This is a genomic window from Enterobacter sp. SECR19-1250 (assembly GCF_013391025.1).
GTDB lineage: Bacteria > Pseudomonadota > Gammaproteobacteria > Enterobacterales > Enterobacteriaceae > Enterobacter > Enterobacter cloacae.
This window is the reverse complement of the sequence record NZ_JACASJ010000068.1, coordinates 1-16,962: the sequence shown is the minus strand read 5'-3', so window position 1 is coordinate 16,962 and position 16,962 is coordinate 1. Positions and strand designations below refer to the sequence as shown.

The 16,962-nt window shown below is 55.6% G+C and carries 14 protein-coding genes and 1 pseudogene; 11 read left to right on the top strand and 4 right to left on the bottom strand.

The window, feature by feature from the left end:
* Positions 1 to 116 precede the first annotated feature (116 nt).
* The 4 genes from rstA (at position 117) to tus (ending at position 3,751) form a co-directional block, all read left to right on the top strand.
* Positions 117 to 833: a two-component system response regulator RstA gene (gene rstA, locus HX884_RS17050; protein WP_013096874.1), complete on the top strand. Its 717-nt coding sequence runs from the start codon at positions 117 to 119 to the stop codon at positions 831 to 833.
* Positions 834 to 1,079: 246 nt separating this feature from the next.
* Positions 1,080 to 1,340 (top strand): hypothetical protein, encoded by a 261-nt coding sequence (locus tag HX884_RS17045; RefSeq protein ID WP_038980410.1) that lies wholly within the window; start codon positions 1,080 to 1,082, stop codon positions 1,338 to 1,340.
* A 109-nt stretch (positions 1,341 to 1,449) separates the two neighbouring features.
* Positions 1,450 to 2,748, top strand: coding sequence for a two-component system sensor histidine kinase RstB (rstB, locus tag HX884_RS17040; protein WP_013096876.1), 1,299 nt, complete (start codon positions 1,450 to 1,452; stop codon positions 2,746 to 2,748).
* A 73-nt stretch (positions 2,749 to 2,821) separates the two neighbouring features.
* Positions 2,822 to 3,751, top strand: coding sequence for a DNA replication terminus site-binding protein (tus, locus tag HX884_RS17035; RefSeq protein ID WP_013096877.1), 930 nt, complete (start codon positions 2,822 to 2,824; stop codon positions 3,749 to 3,751).
* On the opposite strand, the gene fumC is transcribed toward tus, so the two are convergent.
* Both fumC and fumA read right to left on the bottom strand, forming a co-directional pair.
* Positions 3,752 to 5,146 carry a class II fumarate hydratase gene (fumC, locus tag HX884_RS17030; RefSeq protein ID WP_020688279.1) on the bottom strand — a complete coding sequence of 465 codons (1,395 nt, stop codon included), beginning with the start codon at positions 5,144 to 5,146 and terminating at the stop codon, positions 3,752 to 3,754.
* A gap of 137 nt (positions 5,147 to 5,283) precedes the next feature.
* Positions 5,284 to 6,930, bottom strand: coding sequence for a class I fumarate hydratase FumA (gene fumA, locus HX884_RS17025; protein ID WP_013096879.1), 1,647 nt, complete (start codon positions 6,928 to 6,930; stop codon positions 5,284 to 5,286).
* A 199-nt stretch (positions 6,931 to 7,129) separates the two neighbouring features.
* On the opposite strand from fumA, the gene manA reads away from it, so the two are divergent.
* Both manA and HX884_RS17015 read left to right on the top strand, forming a co-directional pair.
* Entirely contained in the window at positions 7,130 to 8,305 is a 1,176-nt protein-coding gene (manA, locus tag HX884_RS17020) for a mannose-6-phosphate isomerase (RefSeq protein ID WP_178328518.1), read from the top strand.
* A gap of 98 nt (positions 8,306 to 8,403) precedes the next feature.
* Entirely contained in the window at positions 8,404 to 9,936 is a 1,533-nt protein-coding gene (locus HX884_RS17015) for a YdgA family protein (RefSeq protein WP_178328517.1), read from the top strand.
* Between the two features lie 86 nt (positions 9,937 to 10,022).
* On the opposite strand, the gene HX884_RS17010 is transcribed toward HX884_RS17015, so the two are convergent.
* A complete protein-coding gene (locus HX884_RS17010; RefSeq protein ID WP_038980402.1) occupies positions 10,023 to 11,051 on the bottom strand; it encodes a Mal regulon transcriptional regulator MalI in 1,029 nt (342 codons plus the stop codon).
* 178 nt (positions 11,052 to 11,229) lie between these two features.
* Here HX884_RS17010 and malX point away from each other — a divergent pair, with 178 nt between their 5' ends.
* The 3 genes from malX (at position 11,230) to add (ending at position 15,141) form a co-directional block, all read left to right on the top strand.
* Positions 11,230 to 12,822, top strand: coding sequence for a maltose/glucose-specific PTS transporter subunit IIBC (malX, locus tag HX884_RS17005; RefSeq protein ID WP_020688287.1), 1,593 nt, complete (start codon positions 11,230 to 11,232; stop codon positions 12,820 to 12,822).
* A gap of 48 nt (positions 12,823 to 12,870) precedes the next feature.
* A complete protein-coding gene (locus HX884_RS17000; RefSeq protein ID WP_038980399.1) occupies positions 12,871 to 14,043 on the top strand; it encodes a MalY/PatB family protein in 1,173 nt (390 codons plus the stop codon).
* A 96-nt stretch (positions 14,044 to 14,139) separates the two neighbouring features.
* Positions 14,140 to 15,141: an adenosine deaminase gene (gene add / locus HX884_RS16995; protein ID WP_013096893.1), complete on the top strand. Its 1,002-nt coding sequence runs from the start codon at positions 14,140 to 14,142 to the stop codon at positions 15,139 to 15,141.
* Between the two features lie 44 nt (positions 15,142 to 15,185).
* Here the strand turns inward: add and HX884_RS16990 are convergent, their stop codons facing one another.
* A complete protein-coding gene (locus HX884_RS16990; RefSeq protein ID WP_178328516.1) occupies positions 15,186 to 16,226 on the bottom strand; it encodes an oxidoreductase in 1,041 nt (346 codons plus the stop codon).
* Between the two features lie 243 nt (positions 16,227 to 16,469).
* Here HX884_RS16990 and blr point away from each other — a divergent pair, with 243 nt between their 5' ends.
* Positions 16,470 to 16,595 (top strand): division septum protein Blr, encoded by a 126-nt coding sequence (gene blr, locus HX884_RS16985; protein ID WP_168112406.1) that lies wholly within the window; start codon positions 16,470 to 16,472, stop codon positions 16,593 to 16,595.
* Between the two features lie 232 nt (positions 16,596 to 16,827).
* Positions 16,828 to 16,908, top strand: a pseudogene (locus tag HX884_RS16980) (oriC-binding nucleoid-associated protein); the annotation flags it as partial.
* Positions 16,909 to 16,962: the final 54 nt, after the last annotated feature.

The following is a 16,962-nucleotide window of genomic DNA, read 5'->3' as shown; positions in this document are numbered from 1 at the left end:
AACAATCAAGTAACAATAAGAGCCAGAATAACGGAACTGACGTTAATTTTGAAAGATTAATGGAAGGTTAAGGTTACGCGGTGTATGTTGGCATTTTTCGCGATAACAGACGTTGTATGAATAAGATTGTTTATGTAGAAGATGAGCCCGAAGTGGGGCAATTGATCGCCGCTTATCTGGGTAAACATGATATGGACGTTATTGTTGAGCCACGTGGCGATCGCGCCGAAGAGGTCGTGGTGCGTGAAAACCCGGATCTGGTGCTGCTGGATATCATGTTGCCCGGCAAAGACGGGATGACGCTGTGCCGCGACCTGCGGGCTCAGTGGGATGGCCCTATCGTGCTGCTGACCTCACTGGACAGCGACATGAACCATATTCTGTCGCTGGAGATGGGGGCCAATGACTACATTCTTAAAACCACGCCGCCTGCCGTTCTGCTCGCCCGTCTGCGCCTGCATTTGCGCCAGCATGCCAGCAGTGAACGCGAGGTGCCGGCGCAGTCCCTGATGCCGCATAAAGCGATGCGGTTTGGCACGTTATCCATCGATCCGGTTAACCGCCAGGTCCTGCTCTCCGGTGAGCTTATCGCGCTCTCTACCGCCGATTTTGACCTGCTCTGGGAGCTGGCCACCCATGCGGGGCAGATTATGGACCGTGACGCGTTGCTGAAAAACCTGCGCGGCGTAAGTTACGATGGAATGGATCGCAGTGTTGACGTGGCTATTTCGCGACTGCGTAAGAAACTGCAGGACAACGCCACCGAGCCGTACCGCATCAAAACCGTGCGTAACAAGGGTTATCTGTTCGCCCCGCACGCCTGGGAAACCTGATCGCGTTGGCAAAATAGCATAACCTGCGCGAAATGAAGGCATTACACGACAATGCCCTGACTTTCGCGCGTTAATTTGCCCTTGGCGCAACAATTAACTTGCTAAGCCAGCGAACTAATCCATAATTACTTTTCCTGCATTCCTTCTTGAGCTCGCACCGGGCCCGCCACATAAACGTTTTTATCGCGACGCTTTCGCTACCTCTCTCCCATAAAATCTTGAAATGAGAATTTAAGCCTATGACATATGTATAGCTACCATGACGTAGAAGCCATCAAAACCAATCTTGAATGGATTGTTAATCAGGCAACGCTTAACCAAGCCTCCCCCACGCGTGCCGACCAAAAAGCCCTCTTTGATCTTCTGGAACTGATTCAGTCTTACGAAATATTGTTGGATTTAATTAACGAATTCGGAAGCGCCGTGATTGATGCGGAGATCGCGGAAGGCCTGAGCGTGACAGAAAAACTCATCGCCAAAATCAAAAGAAGTACTCACGCCATGTAACAAACCTCGGCACGGCTCAGATAATACGTTTGTCGTGCATGATGGTGGTGAAAACACCGGAAGGTTTTTCATGTATATTCTGCATGTATCGTTTTTTCGGTGAGATTTAATGAAAAAGCTTTTTGTGCAGTTTTATCTTTTGCTGTTTGTCTGCTTCCTGGTGATGACCATGCTGGTCGGGCTGGTCTATAAGTTCACTGCCGAACGAGCGGGCAGGCAGTCGCTGGACGATCTGATGAAAAGCTCACTTTATCTGATGCGCAGCGAACTGCGTGAAATTCCACCACATGACTGGGCGAGAACCTTAAAAGAGCTGGATTTGAACCTGTCGTTCGATCTGCGCATTGAACCGCTGAAGGATTTCGATTTAGATCCGCCTGCCATGCAGCGCCTGCGTGACGGGGATATCGTGGCACTGGATGAGAAATACACCTTTATCCAGCGCATTCCGCGCAGTCATTATGTGCTGGCTGTAGGGCCGGTGCCTTATCTCTATTATCTGCACCAGATGCGCCTGCTGGATATGGCTCTGATGGCCTTTATCGCCATTTCACTCGCCTTCCCGGTCTTTATCTGGATGCGCCCACACTGGCAGGACATGCTGAAACTGGAATCCGCCGCACAGCGCTTTGGCGAGGGGCATCTTACCGAGCGTATTCACTTTGACAGCGGGTCCAGCTTTGAACGTCTGGGGGTGGCATTTAACCAGATGGCCGATAACATCAACGCCCTGATTGCCAGCAAAAAACAGCTGATCGACGGGATTGCTCATGAACTGCGCACGCCGCTGGTGCGTCTGCGCTATCGGCTGGAGATGAGCGAAAACCTTACGGCGGCAGAGTCTCAGGCGTTAAACCGCGACATCGGCCAGCTTGAAGCGCTCATTGAGGAGCTGCTCACCTATGCTCGTCTTGACCGTCCACAAAATGAACTGCACCTCAGTACCCCGGATCTGCCGACGTGGATCCAAACCCATATTGATGACGTCCAGAGCGTCAATCCGCAACGCACCCTGTTAACGCGCGTCACGCCGGGTGATTACGGCGCGCTGGACATGCGCCTGATGGAACGCGTGCTGGATAATCTGATGAACAACGCCATGCGCTACAGCGAGAGCACGCTGCGGATTGGCCTGGACTTGCAGGACAATCAGGCCCGTCTGACGGTGGAAGACGATGGCCCCGGCATCGCCCCGGATGCGCGTGAAACCGTGTTCGAGCCGTTTGTGCGTCTCGACCCGAGCCGCGACCGTGCGACGGGAGGGTGTGGTCTGGGGCTGGCGATTGTCCACTCTATCGCGCAGGCGATGGGCGGCACGGTGCAGTGCGGGGAGAGTGAACTCGGCGGCGCATGCTTCTGCTTTAGCTGGCCGGTGTACCATAACATCGCCCTTCCCGTTCCTGCCTGACCTTAACCGCACGTTGGCCTGACCCGGCGTGCTGTGCTATATCATGAGTATGTTGTAACTAATGGGGATTCACATGGCGACATACGATCTTATCGAAAGGCTGAACAGCACCTTTCGGGAGATGGAGCATGAGCTGTTAACGCTAACCGAGCGCCTGCAGGCCTGCCGCCTATTGGCTGCACGGGTCTTTACCCTGCCGGAGGTGGCAAAAGGCGCAGAGCACGATCCGCTGCAAACCATCGACGTCAAACAGCATATCGGCCAATCCGCGCGGGATCTGGCGCTACAGCACTATCGTCGCCTGTTTATTCAGCAGCAGTCTGAAAACCGCAGCAGCAAGGCGGCCGTTCGCCTGCCGGGGGTGATCTGTCTGCAAACGGACGCCGAAACCCGTGAGGCGCTGGAAACCCAGATTACGCACATCAATACCCTGAAAGCGGCATTTGAAAAGATCATTACCGAAGAGTCAGGCCTTGCGCCAGCCGCCCGCTTTGAGTGGGTGCACCGCCAGCTTCCGGGTTTAATCACCCTGAATGCCTACCGTACGCTGACGGTACTGCGTCAGCCCGCCACGCTGCGCTTCGGCTGGGCCAACAAGCACATTATCAAAAACTTTACCCGGGATGAGATCCTGGCCCAGCTGGAAAAGAGCCTGAAAGCGCCGCGCACCGTGGCTCCGTGGTCGCGCGAGCAGTGGATTGAGCGCCTGGAGCAGGAGTATCACAGCATCGCGTCATTGCCCGTTGAAACGCGCCTGAAGATTAAACGCCCGGTGAAGGTGCAGCCTATCGCCCGCGTCTGGTATTCAGGCCAGCAAAAGCAGATCCAGTACGCCTGCCCAACGCCGCTGATTGCGCTCTATGATGCCGATCAGGGCGCCGTGGTACCGGACATTGGCGAACTGCTGAATTACGATGCGGAAAACGTTCAGCATCGCTATAAGCCTCAGGCGCAGCCGCTGCAGCTGATTATTCCCCGGCTGCACCTGTATGTGGCGACGTGACTATTTCAGGCTGCCGACCATCGCTTCAGGGCGGACCCAGGCATCAAACTCGGCTTCCGTGAGATAGCCGAGCGCCAGCGCAGAGGCTTTCAGCGTCAGCCCCTCTTTATGCGCCTTTTTGGCGATCTCAGCGGCTTTGTCATAGCCGATATGGGTATTGAGGGCGGTCACCAGCATCAGCGACTCATTGAGCAACTGGCTGATTCGCTCGCGGTTCGGCTCGATGCCGGAGGCGCAATGCGCGTTGAAACTCTCCATGCCGTCCGCCAGCAGCCGTACAGACTGAAGCACATTGTGGATAACCATCGGACGATAGACGTTCAGCTCGAAATTGCCTGACGCACCGCCCATGTTGACGGCCACGTCATTTCCCAGCACCTGACAGCAGAGCATAGTCATGGCTTCACACTGCGTCGGGTTCACTTTGCCCGGCATAATGGAGCTACCCGGTTCATTTTCCGGGATGCTGATTTCACCAATGCCGCAGCGCGGGCCAGAGGCCAGCCAGCGCACGTCGTTGGCGATTTTCATCAGTGATGCCGCCAGCCCTTTCAGCGCACCATGGGTGTGAACCAGCGCGTCGCAGGTTGCCAGCGCCTCAAACTTATTGGGCGCGGTAACAAACGGTTGCCCGGTAATCGCGGCCAGCTCTTCCGCCACGCGCACCGCGTACTCCGGATGGGTATTTAACCCCGTCCCCACCGCCGTGCCGCCCAGCGCCAGCTCAGAGAGATGCGGCAGGCTGTGCTCAATGTGTTTGAGATTGTGTTCCAGCATCGCCACCCAGCCGGATATCTCCTGTCCAAGGGTCAGCGGCGTGGCATCCTGCAGGTGGGTACGCCCGATTTTGACGATATCACTGAAGGCCTGGGCTTTCTCGTTAAGGGTGCTTTTAAGCACATTTAGCTGCGGGATCAGCTGTTCACGGATGGCAATCACCGCCGCCACGTGCATTGCCGTCGGGAAGACATCGTTGGAGCTCTGGCTCTTGTTAACGTCATCGTTCGGGTGAACCTTACGCTCCATACCGCGCACGCCACCCAGCAGCTCGCTTGCCCGGTTGGCCAGCACTTCATTCATGTTCATGTTGCTCTGCGTGCCAGAGCCGGTCTGCCAGATGGCCAGGGGGAATTCGTCGGGATGCTTGCCCGCCAGCACTTCGTCGGCGGCACTGATGATGGCGTTGGCTTTGTCAGCCGCCAGCAGGCCCAGATCCAGATTCACTTTGGCGGCGGCACGTTTGGTCAGCGCCAGCGCCTGAATCAGCGAAACGGGCATTTTCTCTGTCGAAATACGGAAATGTTCCAGCGAGCGCTGGGTTTGCGCCCCCCAGAGTTTGTCGGCCGGAACGTCGATCGCGCCCATCGAATCTTTCTCACGGCGATGCGTTGTCATTACTTTCTCCTTGATAATTAAAGATGGGATTGCTCACATGCTTAAGAGATAAGTATTGATGACTTCTGAGAAACGTTATGGCGCTTTGTGCGCTCTTTTTGGTGTCGGGTGGCGTAGCCGCCACCCGGCTTTTTAGCTTACTTCACACATGCCGAACACTGAGAGGACTGGATCTGCTTGAAGAAGTCATTGCCTTTGTCATCCACCAGGATAAACGCCGGGAAATCTTCCACTTCAATTTTCCAGATCGCTTCCATACCCAGTTCCGGGTATTCCACGCACTCCAGGCTCTTGATGCTGCCCTGCGCCAGTACGGCCGCCGGACCACCGATACTGCCCAGGTAGAACCCACCGTGCTTGTGGCACGCGTCCGTCACCTGCTGGCTGCGGTTGCCTTTCGCCAGCATGATCATGCTGCCGCCGTTGGCCTGGAGCTGGTCTACATAGGAGTCCATGCGGCCTGCGGTGGTTGGGCCTAATGAGCCGGAGGCATAACCCTCTGGCGTTTTCGCCGGGCCCGCGTAGTAGATCGGATGATCTTTGATGTACTGCGGCAACCCTTCGCCGTTGTCCAGGCGCTCTTTCAGCTTCGCATGGGCGATGTCGCGGCCGACGATGATCGTGCCGTTCAGGGAGAGACGCGTCGAGACCGGGTACTGAGACAGCTGCGCCAGAATCTCTTTCATCGGACGGTTCAGATCAACGCGAACCGCTTCACCTTCACCGGCTTTACGCAGCGCTTCCGGAATGTACTTACCCGGATTGTTCTCCAGTTTTTCGATCCACACGCCTTCACGGTTGATCTTCGCTTTGATGTTACGATCCGCCGAACATGAGACGCCCATACCCACCGGGCAGGATGCGCCGTGGCGCGGCAGACGGATCACACGCACGTCGTGAGCAAAGTATTTACCGCCGAACTGTGCGCCGAGCCCCAGATTACGCGCTTCTTCCAGCAGCTCCTGTTCAAGCTGAACATCGCGGAACGCCTGGCCGTGTTCGTTCCCTTCGGTTGGCAGGCCGTCGTAGTATTTGGTCGATGCCAGCTTCACGGTTTTCAGCGTCGCTTCCGCCGACGTGCCACCAATGACAAAGGCGATATGGTATGGCGGGCAGGCTGCAGTCCCCAGGGTACGCATTTTTTCCACCAGGTAGTTCTTCAGCTTGCCCGGTGTGAGCAGCGCTTTCGTTTCCTGGTAGAGGTAGGTTTTGTTGGCTGAACCGCCGCCTTTCGCGATGCAGAGGAATTTGTACTCATCGCCGTCCACGCTGTAGAGGTCAATTTGCGCAGGCAGGTTGGTGCCGGTGTTGACCTCTTTATACATATCCAGCGCCGCGTTTTGCGAGTAGCGCAGGTTGTCTTCGGTGTAAGTGTTGTAGACACCGTGCGCCAGCGCGGCTTCATCGCCGCCTCCGGTCCAGACACGCTGGCCTTTTTTACCCACGATGATGGCCGTACCGGTGTCCTGGCAGGTCGGCAGAATGCCTTTTGCCGCGATATCGGAGTTACGCAGGAACTGCAGCGCGACATACTTATCGTTTTCGCTGGCCTCCGGGTCGCTGAGAATATCAGCCACCTGCTGCTGATGCGCAGGACGGAGCATAAACGAGGCGTCGTGGAAGGCGTGCTGCGCCAGCAAGGTCAGCGCCTGCGGATCGACCTTGAGGATCTCCTGCCCTTCAAACTCAGAGACAGAGACGTGATCGCGGGTTAACAGGTAATATTCGGTCTGATCCTTACCGAGCGGGAAAGGATCCTGGTAATGAAAGGGTTTGTTCGACATTGTTCTCTCACTTACTGCGTCGGTCTGATTATTCAGGGCAGATGTTCCGCTGCCCGGCTTAAAAGCGAGTCAGCTTATCCTACACAATTTTTTAACAAAAACTGAGACTAGTACGACTTTTTACATCCGCAGGTTACTTCCAGGTGGTTTATTGCTTTAATACCCGGAGTTTATTCCACATTTGAATCAGGGCTTGATAATGCAAAAACTCATCAACTCAGTGCAAAACTACGCCTGGGGAAGTAAAACTGCGTTAACGGAACTCTACGGTATCGCGAACCCGGACAACCTGCCGATGGCAGAACTGTGGATGGGCGCCCACCCGAAGAGCAGCTCAAAAGTTGAAGATGCCAGCGGCCAGGTGCGCGCGCTGCGCGACGTAATTGATGCCGATAAAACCACGCTGCTGGGCAACAGCGTGGCCAGCCGTTTTGGCGAGCTGCCGTTCCTGTTTAAGGTGCTGTGTGCCGATCAACCTCTCTCCATCCAGGTTCACCCGAACAAGAAAGCCTCTGAAATTGGCTTTGCAAAAGAGAATGCGGCCGGTATCCCGTTAGATGCCGCCGAGCGTAACTATAAAGATCCGAACCACAAGCCGGAACTGGTCTTTGCGCTGACCCCTTTCCTGGCGATGAACGCGTTTCGCGAGTTCTCCGAGATCATCTCTCTGCTGCAGCCGGTCGCAGGAGCGCATAACGCTATCGCACATTTCCTGGCAAATCCGAACGCGGAAAGCCTGAGCCAGCTGTTCGCCAGCCTGCTCAACATGCAGGGCGACGAGCAATCCCACGCCCTGGCGGTGCTGAAAGCGGCGCTGGACGGCCAGCAGGGCGAACCATGGGACACCATCCGTCTGATTTCTGCGTTTTACCCGGACGACAGCGGCCTGTTCTCCCCGCTGCTGCTGAACGTGGTGAAGCTAAACCCGGGCGAAGCCATGTTCCTGTTCGCAGAAACGCCGCATGCCTATCTGCAGGGTGTGGCGCTGGAGGTAATGGCCAACTCGGACAACGTGCTGCGCGCGGGTCTGACGCCGAAATATATCGACATCCCTGAACTGGTGGCTAACGTGAAGTTTGTGGCAAAACCTGCTGCCGAGCTGCTTACTCAGCCCGTCAAAAATGGCGCAGAGCTGGACTTCCCTATTCCGGTTGACGATTTTGCTTTCTCCCTGCACGACCTCAGCCAGACCGAAACGACCATCGCGCAGGAGAGCGCGGCGATCCTGTTCTGCGTTGAGGGTGAAGCGACACTGCATAAAGGCGAACAGCGTCTGGTGCTTAAGCCGGGTGAGTCAGCATTCGTTGCTGCTAATGAGTCCCCGGTCAGCGTGAGCGGTACCGGTCGCCTGGCGCGCGTATTTAATAAGCTTTAGACAATACTGAATTTTTTAACAACTCTTGCTAAGCTAGTGGCAGGCTTTATATCTCCGGGCGGTTTCTACCGCCTGGTTTCATTTTAGGGATAGTCGCAATGAAAAAATCGGTCGTAGCGGTAGGCGTGATTGTAGCGTTAGGCGTAGTCTGGACGGGAGCATCCTGGTTTACCGGGAAGCAGCTGGAGAGCCGTCTGGCTGAGATGGTGGCACAGGCTAACAGCCAAATTAAGCGTGGCGCACCGGAAGCGGGTGTAGAGCTGAGCTATCAGAATTATGAGCGCGGGGTATTCACCAGCCATATGCAGCTTGTGGTGAAGCCCGTTGCCGGAACTGAAAATGGCTGGCTGAAGCCGGGCCAGACGGTGGTGCTGGATGAGGTGGTAAGTCACGGTCCGTTCCCGCTGGCGCAGCTGAAGTCCTTTAACCTGATTCCATCAATGGCGTCCGTTCACACCGTGCTGGTGAATAACGACTTAACTAAGCCGCTGTTCGATCTGGCAAAAAATGAATCACCTTTCGCGGTTGATACCCGCATCAGCTATGCCGGTGACACCCGCTCGAATATCGCGCTGAAGGCGCTGAACTACGAGAAAGAGAACGAGAAAGTCACCTTCAGCGGTGGCAACTTCACCGTAGATGCTGACCGCGAAGGGAACGTGCTCTCCCTGACAGGGGAAGCGCAAAGCGGTCTGGTCAACGCAGTTAACGAATACGATCAGAATGTACAGATTACCTTCAACAATTTGAAAGCAGACGGCAACAGCCGCATGACCGACTTCAAAGAGCGTATCGGCGATCAGAAACTCTCGATTGATAAGATTGCCATTGCGATTGAAGGTAAAGAGATGGCCGTGCTGGAAGGCATGGACGTTGATGGTAAATCGGATGTCTCCAAAGACGGTAAGAGCATCAATACTCAGTTGGATTACACCCTGAAGAGCCTGAAAGTGCAGAATCAGGACCTGGGTACCGGCAAGCTTTCGCTGAAGATCGGCAATATTGACGGTCAGGCGTGGCATGAATTCAGCCAGAAATACAGCAAAGAGAGCCAGGCGCTGCTGACCGATGCCGCGCTGCAGCAGAACCCGGAAGTGTATCAGCAGCAGGCGATGGCCGTGCTGTTCAACAACCTGCCTATTCTGCTCAAAGGTGAACCGGTGATCACCGTCGCTCCGCTGAGCTGGAAAAACAGCAAAGGCGAAACCAGCTTTAACCTGTCTCTGTTCCTGAAAGATCCGGCAACCGCAACGGGCGAACCGCAAACGCTGGCCCAGGAAGTGGATCGCAGCGTGAAGTCTCTGGACAGCAAGCTGACGATCCCAATGGATATGGCAACCGAGTTTATGACTCAGATTGCGAAGCTTGAAGGGTACGGCGATGACGATGCCGGCAAGCTGGCAAACCAGCAGGTGAAAGGCCTGGCGGCGATGGGCCAGATGTTCCGCATCACAAAGGTGGACGACAACACGATTTCCACCAGCCTGCAGTATGCCAACGGCCAGGTGACGCTCAACGGTGACAAAATGCCGCTGGAGGACTTTGTCGGCATGTTTGGTATGCCTGCCCTGGGCATGCCGGAACCGGCTGAACCAGCAGCGCCAGCCGAACCTGCGGCGCCGCAGCAGTAAACGACAAAACCCCTCGCATGAGGGGTTTTTTATTGCCGGGGGGCGGCGATGCCTTATCTGGCCTACACTCCGCAACGTGCTCTGGATTATTTCACCGTTACCAAACGCGCCGCCACAATCTGGTGCCCGGCCTGCACGTCTGTTTTTTCGATGCGCTGCATGATCCTGTCCGCCAGCGTGTAGCCCATCTCCCGTGCGGGCGTGGTGGCCCAGACGATGGGCAGATCGTCCAGCGCATTTTCGCCAACGTCGGCAAATGCCCCTAACGCCACCTGATGGCCGAAGAAGGTTTCAACCCCCCCCTCACCGCTCTGACGCCCGGCGCGGATCAGACCAAACCAGGCCCCCATCGCAATCACATCGTTATAGCAAATCACGGCGCTTATCGTCGGGCTGCTGCTTAACAGCGCACCGATCGCTTCTGCGGCTTTTTTCTGACTGGATTCACACTCTACCACCCACTCGCTGTGGAACGGTAAACCGTATTTAATCAGCGTCGCGCAATAACCGCCCACCCGTTCGGCGCGGGTCAGCGACGAGCTTTTTCCGCCGAGCCAGGCAATCCGCTGATGTCCGCGACGAATAAGATGCTCGGTCAACATTTGGGCCGCCTGCATGTTATCTGGCCGCAGGGTATCGGCTTCATCCAGATAACTGGCGCGCGACGCAAAGACCAGCGGCACCCCTTTAGCGGCCGCGCGCTCGCATAATTCACTGCTCACGCCCGACGCTCCGGCAACAATCACACCGTCAACGCCCTGGGTGAGCAGCATGTCGAGCCGGGAAAGAAGCTGGTCCGGCTTGCGCCCGCCGTGGAGCAGAAACACCATTCGTCCCTGCGCCTCCAGCGCTTCGGTTAACCCGGCGGTCAGTTCGGCGTAAAAGGGTGAAGTCAGGTCACGCACGATCAGGCCAATCACGCCGCTTTGCCCCCCGCGCAGGGCCGACGCCTGACGGTTACGCACAAAACCCAGTTGTTCAACGGCGTCGTTAACCCGCTGACCGGTCGCGGGAGAGATGCGCCCTTTTCCACTCAGGACCAGTGAAACGGTGCTGACGGAAACCCCCGCCGCCAGCGCGACATCGTTGATGGTGATCTTTTTCGCTACAGCCATGTGTTGGCGTGACTCCCTGATAATGAGATCGGTAAAACGTTTTATCAATACGTTATCTTTATACTACCAGTGAAAGGCTGAGAATGTGATTCAGCGCGCACTAAACTTTGATAAAACGTTTTATCTTCTCGCAGCATTGAAGCAGACAAAATGATTTTAACAATAAAGGAGTCGTTTTATGACGGCGAAAACAGCACAAAAAATATCGCTGTGGGAATTTTTCCAGCAACTGGGTAAAACCTTTATGCTGCCCGTGGCGCTTCTCTCGTTCTGCGGGATCATGCTCGGGATCGGCAGCTCGCTCAGCAGTAAGGACGTCATTACGCTGATCCCGTTCCTCGGTACCCCTGTGCTGCAGGCGATCTTTATCTGGATGAGTAAGGTCGGCTCCTTTGCCTTCAGTTTCCTGCCCGTGATGTTCTGTATCGCCATCCCGCTGGGCCTGGCGCGTGAGAATAAAGGCGTGGCGGCGTTCGCCGGTTTTGTGGGCTACGCGGTGATGAACCTTGCGGTGAACTTCTGGCTGACCGCCAAAGGCATCCTGCCCACTACCGATGCTGCGGTGCTGAAAGCCAACAACATTCAGAGCGTGATTGGTATTCAGTCCATCGACACCGGGATCCTCGGCGCGGTGATCGCGGGGGTCATTATCTGGATGCTGCATGAGCGCTTCCACAATATCCGCCTCCCCGATGCCCTGGCTTTCTTCGGCGGCACCCGCTTCGTGCCAATTATTACTCTCGTGGTCATGGGGCTGTTTGGTCTGGTCATCCCGCTGATCTGGCCGGTCTTTGCGCTCGGTATCAACGGTATTGGCCGTATCATTAACGGCGCGGGCGATTTCGGCCCGATGATCTTCGGTACCGGCGAACGTCTGCTGCTGCCGTTTGGCCTGCAACATATTCTGGTGGCGCTGATTCGCTTCACCGAAGCAGGCGGTACCATGGAAGTGTGCGGTCATGATGTAAGCGGTGCGCTGACCATCTTCCAGGCGCAGCTGAGCTGCCCAACCACTCATGGCTTCTCTGAGAGTGCGACCCGCTTCCTGTCACAGGGTAAAATGCCGGCCTTCCTCGGCGGTCTGCCAGGCGCGGCGCTGGCGATGTACCACTGCGCCCGACCTGAAAATCGTCACAAAATTAAAGGGCTGTTGATTTCCGGGGTAATCGCGTGCGTTGTAGGCGGTACGACTGAGCCTATCGAATTCCTGTTCCTGTTTGTCGCGCCGGTGCTGTATCTCATCCACGCGGTGCTGACCGGTCTGGGCTTTACCGTGATGGCGGTGCTGGGCGTCACCATCGGTAACACCGACGGCAACGTAATTGATTTCGTGGTGTTCGGCATCCTGCATGGTTTGTCCACCAAGTGGTATCTGGTGCCGGTCGTGGCGGCGATCTGGTTCGTGGTGTACTACGGTATCTTCCGCTTCGCCATCACCCGCTTTAACCTGAAAACGCCAGGCCGCGATGCCGAAACCGCCACCAGCGTGGAACAGGCCGTTGCCGGTACAGTGGGTAAATCGGGTTATAACACGCCGGCAATTCTGGCGGCGCTGGGCGGTGCGGATAACATTACCTCTCTGGATAACTGCATTACCCGTCTGCGTCTGTCGGTGGCGGATATGTCGAAAGTGGATACCAATGCCCTGAAAGCCAACCGGGCAATCGGCGTAGTGCAGTTGAATCAACACAATTTGCAGGTGGTTATCGGCCCGCAGGTGCAGTCGGTCAAAGATGAGCTGGCCACCCTGATGCGCACAGTCGAAGCCTGATGCCTCACCCCCTCACGCTGAGGGGGTTTTACTTTAAGGACATACGTCATGTTTGATTTCTCGACCGTTGTCGATCGCCACGGCACCTGGTGTACACAGTGGGATTATGTTGCCGACCGTTTTGGTGCCGCCGACCTGCTGCCCTTTACGATCTCTGATATGGATTTCGCCACCGCCCCCTGCATTATCGATGCGCTACATCAACGTATTGATCACCGCGTGTTTGGCTACAGCCGCTGGAAAAACGAAGAATTCCTGGCCGCGGTGGCGCACTGGTTCCAGCAACGTTTTAACAGCCGGATTGATACTGAAACCGTTGTTTATGGCCCTTCCGTGATCTATATGGTCTCTGAGCTGATTCGCCTGTGGTCGATGCCGGGAGATGGTGTGGTGGTGCATACCCCGGCTTATGACGCGTTTTATAAAGCCATTGAAGGCAATGCGCGCCGCGTGGTGCCAGTGGCGATGGAGAAACAGGCGACGGGCTGGCAGGGAAATATGGCCGCGCTTGAGGCCGCCCTGGCGAAACCGGAAAACAAAATATTGCTGCTGTGCAGCCCGCAAAACCCGACCGGCAAGGTCTGGACGCAGGAGGAGCTGGCGCAGATGGCTGAACTGTGCGCGCGCTATGACGTGGCGGTGATAAGCGATGAAATTCATATGGACATGGTATGGGGAGAACATCGCCACACGCCATGGAACAGGGTCGCGCGCGGTAAATGGGCACTGCTGACCTCAGGCTCCAAGAGCTTTAATATCCCGGCACTGACCGGCGCATATGGGTTAATAGGCGATGAGGAGAGCCGTAATGCGTATCTGAGCGCGCTAAAAGGCCGTGACGGCCTCTCCTCTCCCTCCGTGCTGGCACTGACGGCGCATATTGCCGCCTATCAGCAGGGTGAGCCGTGGCTTGCCGCGCTGCGCGACTATCTGGAAGAGAACCTGAAATTTATCGCACGTGAAATGAACAGCGCTTTTCCGGTACTAAACTGGACGCCACCCGAGGCGACCTATCTCGCCTGGATTGACCTGCGCCCGTTAAATATTGACGATCGCGCCCTGCAAAACGTACTGATTGAGCAGCAAAAAGTCGCCATCATGCCGGGATATACCTACGGAAACGAAGGCATCGGTTTTATCCGCCTGAATGCCGGCTGCCCGCGCAGCAAGCTGAAACAAGGGGTGCAGCGGCTGATTGCGGGTATCAACACGCTTCTGTAGTTTGTTTGCGCAACGGAATATTCCCTTGCGCAAATAGCTTTTTACCTCGTTTTGTTTTTATAATGTGGCGCACTTTAACCAGAAAAGAGTGCGACCATGATTGATACACGCCTGCCTTTAACAGATATTCATCGTCACCTTGACGGTAACATTCGTGCCCAAACCATCCTCGATCTTGGCCGCCAGTACAATTTAACGCTCCCTGCTCAATCGCTTGAAACCCTGATCCCGCACGTTCAGGTCACCTCTAATGAACCGGATCTGGTCAGTTTTTTGAGCAAACTCGACTGGGGCGTAAAGATGCTGGCCTCACTGGATGCCTGTCGCCGTGTCGCTTTTGAGAACATCGAAGATGCCGCCCGTAACGGCCTGCATTATGTCGAACTGCGCTTTTCGCCAGGCTATATGGCGATGACCCACAGCCTGCCCGTTGCAGGCGTGGTTGAAGCCGTTATTGAAGGTGTCCGTGAAGGGTGCAAAGCCTTCGATGTGCAGGCCCGTTTGATTGGCATCATGAGCCGTACCTTCGGCGAAGCGGCCTGTCTGCAGGAACTGGAAGCGCTGCTGGCGCATCGTGACGCGATCACCGCCGTCGACCTGGCCGGGGATGAACTGGGCTTCCCGGGCAGCCTGTTCCTGTCACATTTCAACCGCGCACGTGATGCCGGCTGGCATGTTACCGTACACGCCGGTGAAGCGGCGGGGCCGGAGAGCATCTGGCAGGCCATCCGTGAACTGGGTGCCGAGCGTATCGGACACGGTGTAAAAGCGGTGGAAGATCGCGCCCTGATGGACTTCCTGGCCGAGCAACGTATCGGGATTGAATCCTGCCTGACCTCCAATATTCAGACCAGCACCGTGCCCGCGCTGGATAAGCACCCGCTGAAAACCTTCCTTGAGCACGGCGTGCTGGCCTCGCTGAATACCGATGACCCGGCGGTACAGGGCGTGGACATTATCCACGAGTACACTGTCGCCGCACCGCAGGCGGGCCTGAGCCGCGAACAGATCCGCCAGGCGCAGATTAATGGGCTGGAGATGGCCTTCCTCACGCCGGAAGAGAAGCAGGCGCTTCGGGATAAGGTGGCAAACGCGTAACCCCTTTGCCGGGTGGCGGCTACGCCCTACCCGGCCAACAACACTTATGCCAGACAGAGCGTGGCGCGATGTTTGGCAGATTCAATGCCCAGTTCAATCAACTCCATAATCTGAATCGCCTGACTGGCTGGTACCGGGTTTTCCCCCGTGCCGTTCAGCGCATCACGCACGGCCGCATAATATGCCGGGTAGTTCCCCGGGCTCGTCAGCAAGGTTTCTTCCACCAGCGTCTCCCCCTCCACTTTGGTCACCACCCCGTCTCGCATATTATATCCCCAGTCTTCCTGAGGCAAACGCTCGCCGTTTTTCAGCCGGTCTTCCTGCGGATCCAGACCAAACTTCACATAGCTCCCCCGCGTGCCGTGAATGATATAACGCGCAGATTCCGCAGCCGCAACCATCGTTCCGTGCAGCACTATCCGCCGTTGCGGGTAGCTCAGGACGGCATGAAAATAATCGGTCGTTTGCGCGCCGGGTCTGAGCTGGGCCAGATCGACCGTCATACTCACCGGCAGGCCAAACAGATTCACGGCCTGGTCGAGCAGGTGTGGGGCTAAATCGTACCAGATGCCGCTGCCTGGCCCGGCTTGCTCACGCCAGCGGTTTCGCACCTGCGGCCGAAAGCGGTCAAAGTGCGATTCAAAGAAGGTTATCTCCCCGAGCGTTCCCTCGCTGAGCAGCGCTTTTACCGTGAGAAAATCGCTGTCCCAGCGGCGGTTATGAAACACCGACAGCAGTCTGCCAAGGCTTTTCGCCAGCGCGTCCAGCTCGCGTGCCTGAGACAACGTCACGGTAAAGGGTTTATCGACGACGACATGCTTACCGGCTTCCAGCGCCGCTTTCGCCAGCGGGAAATGGGTATCATTCGGCGTGGGGATCACAATTAAATCGATATTCGGATCATTGAAAAGGTGCTTAGGCTCAGAGACAACCGGAACGGTGGGCCAGTCGGCATGCACCTTGGTGGCATCGCTGCTCGACATCGCCGCCAGCGCCATTCCCGGCGTACCGGCAATTAACGGCGCATGGAATGTTTTGCTCGCATACCCGTAACCAATAAGCCCGACACGGATGCTATCACTCATAGTGTTGCCCTCTCCTGTGATGATCTTATTTCACACTGGCTAACCTGGCCACATGACAGATTAAGCATGTGCCATATGACTTAAAATAGCATCCTGCTCCGGTTGTTTTTGTTATATGGGGTTAACCCGCTGATTGTGCTTAAGGGAACCGTTCCCAAAGCACTTGCTGTCTCCCCCCTGGCGCTGTAACATTTGCAACCGGTATTTATGGATAAATTACAAACACGAATTATGACGTCAATTATTAATCGAATCATTGAATTAGCGGGATGGATTGTTCTTGGGGTATCGGTCATTTTGCTTGGCGTTGCCAGCCACATCGATAACTACCAACCGCCGGAGCCTGTCACTGTCGCCCAACCTAAGTAACCGGTTACGGTAATAAAGAGTGACATAATATGTCAGTTACTTATTGCCACTCCTGGTGAACACGGTTAACCTTCTCTTCCAGGCATCATCAGATGCCTGAATCTATCGCAAAGAAAACTCCTAATTTAGTCGCGTTACCTGAGTGGGCAGTTTACGTCTTTATTAATCCGTTTATTATTCAAACGAATTACCTTAACGGGTATGACTCACTTTTATATGGAAACTTATTAATATGACAGTTCAGGACTATTTATTAAAATTTCGCAAGATCAATTCCCTTGAGAGCCTGGAAAAACTGTTTGACCACCTGAACGACTTTGTTGAATAAATCGAACTTTTGCTGAGTTGAAGGATCAGATCACGCATC

Coding starts and splice junctions, on each gene's coding strand:
- rstB (WP_013096876.1), top strand. CDS start 1,450: ATGAAAAAGCTTTTTGTGCAGTTTTATCTTTTGCTGTTTGTCTGCTTC.
- HX884_RS16990 (WP_178328516.1), bottom strand. CDS start 16,226: ATGAGTGATAGCATCCGTGTCGGGCTTATTGGTTACGGGTATGCGAGC.
- HX884_RS17045 (WP_038980410.1), top strand. CDS start 1,080: ATGTATAGCTACCATGACGTAGAAGCCATCAAAACCAATCTTGAATGG.
- HX884_RS17010 (WP_038980402.1), bottom strand. CDS start 11,051: ATGGCTGTAGCGAAAAAGATCACCATCAACGATGTCGCGCTGGCGGCG.
- fumC (WP_020688279.1), bottom strand. CDS start 5,146: ATGACAACGCATCGCCGTGAGAAAGATTCGATGGGCGCGATCGACGTT.
- add (WP_013096893.1), top strand. CDS start 14,140: ATGATTGATACACGCCTGCCTTTAACAGATATTCATCGTCACCTTGAC.
- rstA (WP_013096874.1), top strand. CDS start 117: ATGAATAAGATTGTTTATGTAGAAGATGAGCCCGAAGTGGGGCAATTG.
- fumA (WP_013096879.1), bottom strand. CDS start 6,930: ATGTCGAACAAACCCTTTCATTACCAGGATCCTTTCCCGCTCGGTAAG.
- HX884_RS17015 (WP_178328517.1), top strand. CDS start 8,404: ATGAAAAAATCGGTCGTAGCGGTAGGCGTGATTGTAGCGTTAGGCGTA.
- HX884_RS17000 (WP_038980399.1), top strand. CDS start 12,871: ATGTTTGATTTCTCGACCGTTGTCGATCGCCACGGCACCTGGTGTACA.
- malX (WP_020688287.1), top strand. CDS start 11,230: ATGACGGCGAAAACAGCACAAAAAATATCGCTGTGGGAATTTTTCCAG.
- tus (WP_013096877.1), top strand. CDS start 2,822: ATGGCGACATACGATCTTATCGAAAGGCTGAACAGCACCTTTCGGGAG.
- manA (WP_178328518.1), top strand. CDS start 7,130: ATGCAAAAACTCATCAACTCAGTGCAAAACTACGCCTGGGGAAGTAAA.